Here is a 2,119-nt window from a genome sequence, read left to right as displayed (position 1 = left end):
AATGTCCCGTCATTCTAACGCAAGTTGCTTTTTGTTTTAATCTGATGAAGTTAGTTACAGAAACTCATCGATTTCATTGGTTCGGAACGTATACACCTGTTTTTCATCGACATGGTAGATGCTCACAATACTGGTATCTCGATCAAAATTCAGAATACGGCAAGGAATGCTCTGATGTTTACCGTTTTTGTTATTGACAACAATACGGGTGAGTTTATTCTCTTTAATGAGCGTGTCAATCCACGCGTCAAACGAGTTTCCATCGGAAACATTGGATGTTTGGGTGGCAGGCTTTGTCTCGCTAACCGGTTGTTCTTGTAGATTCTGTGTTTTGACTGGAGCAGGTGAGGCAGGTGTCTGAGCTGCAGTGGACGCCTTCTGTGCTGCGTTGGCTTTTTTGCGTTCGTTGTGAAGTGTGACGAAAGAGTCCTTCTTGGACTGGAGTGTCGCTTCAATAATTTTGCCTAGCTCTATGCCGGATTGAATCCGAAAGTCCGCAATTTGTTCTTCATTGTTTATGAACTCCAACAGGGACTGCAGTGCCAATGCATTTGAGCGGCTCTTAATAAGTATATCGACATTAAATAAAAAGCCGATGTCCTCTTGATTGGATAAGGTTTCTTTCATTCATCCCAGCCCCGTTAAAAAGTATGTCAGCTCAAAAAAACGCTTCAATTCACTATATCATTAAAAAGGAAATTATCATAGTGCTAGAGACGCAGAAATATGCCGAAACAAATGGGTGAATATCACAAATAAACCTTATTATTCACGTCTTTTAGAAGGTGTCCACAAGACAATCCAGAATGAGGAAAACAACATTCGTGAACTGTGGAGGAGGAGGTGGATCGGGAAATTTGTTGACCGATGCAGCCGATTATTGTTGGAGAGCACGTATTGGCATGTACGGAGCAATTACCGTACCTCATTTTGTTTGGAGTAGAGTCGCAAAGTGCTGGTACACGTATGCCATGAATCCGTATGAGACAACCATTCATTAGTTTTCAAAAGTGTTTGAAAGGAGTAGAGAAACGCTAAAAGAATCAATTGTGATTGGATTTTATGACGAACTCCGTAAAGGCTGTTCTTTTACTTTAATTACCTTTATTATGTTGATCTTAAAAATAGGCTTATGCCAACTCTAATTGCTTGTACTATGTTACAATATGTCCATCACACATTAAGGAATGAAGACCATGCATCAAGAGGACAGCGTATTTGAACAGATTATGAAGCAGAAGAGATTGAAGCGTATCAAGCCTGAAACTACAAAAGTTCAATTTAAACCAATACATAAAAAGAAACTAGCTCAGGAGCAATTAAGTGATTTGGATGTCCAGTTCAAAAAGTCGGTAGCTGAATCAATAGACCGCAGTGTACTTCATAGACGTGTACTGGGAATTAGAAGAGAGTTAACGGAGATAAGACGATTAAAGAATGATGAGCATACGTTTTAAGGTAGGGCCACTTTGACCATCCCTGGGTGAGGGTGGCTTTTATTCGCGTTTATTTTCTGCGTTCTAACCCCTCATATCTAATCCCATAGACCCACTCCTTTTGGCATGGTATAATCATTCCATAATTTAGGAAACGAGGTCTACGTATGAAGAAGTTGATTTTATCGTTTTTAGCTTTATTATTGTTTGTCGTTTCAACTACATATGCACCCGCACCTGCAACAGCAGCTACTAAGTACGATTTTAAAAATGTCAATTGGGGCATGACAGTCAATCAGGTTAAAAAGAAAGAAAAATCTAAATTGTTAGATCAATCAAAAATAAAGGATATCTCGTTATTGGAGTACAAAACAACGGGATTCAGAGTCAACGCAAAACTAGTATACATATTTTACAAAAACAAATTAGTACGTGCAGTATACGAGATTTATCCTAATGATACTAAGAAGACGACTATGGACAAGGTTTATAAATACTTCAGTATAAAACGTGATCTCCTTGACGAATATGATGCTTCAATTAACTTCCAAGATGGTTTAACTCCAAATGGAAAACGAGTTCATTATGACGATGACATAGAAAAAAATCTACTATCGGGTGCGGTTGCTCTTGAATCTAATTGGGTAATTGACAAGAAAAAAACCAGTATCAGTTTAATGTTT

General features: G+C 38.3%; 4 protein-coding genes. 3 read left to right on the top strand and 1 reads right to left on the bottom strand.

What is annotated here, in order from left to right; translation table 11 throughout:
- Positions 1-54: 54 nt before the first annotated feature.
- Complete coding sequence (locus tag D829_RS0114110; protein WP_017689550.1) at positions 55-627, bottom strand: hypothetical protein; 573 nt, start codon at positions 625-627, stop codon at positions 55-57.
- Positions 628-857: 230 nt separating this feature from the next.
- Between D829_RS0114110 and D829_RS33410 the strand changes: the two genes are divergently transcribed.
- From D829_RS33410 to D829_RS31065, 3 genes are all read left to right on the top strand, one after another.
- Complete coding sequence (locus tag D829_RS33410; RefSeq protein ID WP_193748471.1) at positions 858-1,001, top strand: hypothetical protein; 144 nt, start codon at positions 858-860, stop codon at positions 999-1,001.
- 195 nt (positions 1,002-1,196) lie between these two features.
- Positions 1,197-1,457, top strand: coding sequence for a hypothetical protein (locus tag D829_RS0114100; RefSeq protein ID WP_017689548.1), 261 nt, complete (start codon positions 1,197-1,199; stop codon positions 1,455-1,457).
- Positions 1,458-1,603: 146 nt separating this feature from the next.
- A partial coding sequence (locus D829_RS31065; RefSeq protein ID WP_036661073.1) for a hypothetical protein occupies positions 1,604-2,119 on the top strand: 516 nt, incomplete at its 3' end.

The sequence above is a fragment of the Paenibacillus sp. PAMC 26794 genome (assembly GCF_000316035.1).
Lineage (GTDB): Bacteria > Bacillota > Bacilli > Paenibacillales > Paenibacillaceae > Paenibacillus.
This window is presented reverse-complemented; position numbering and strand designations above follow the sequence as displayed.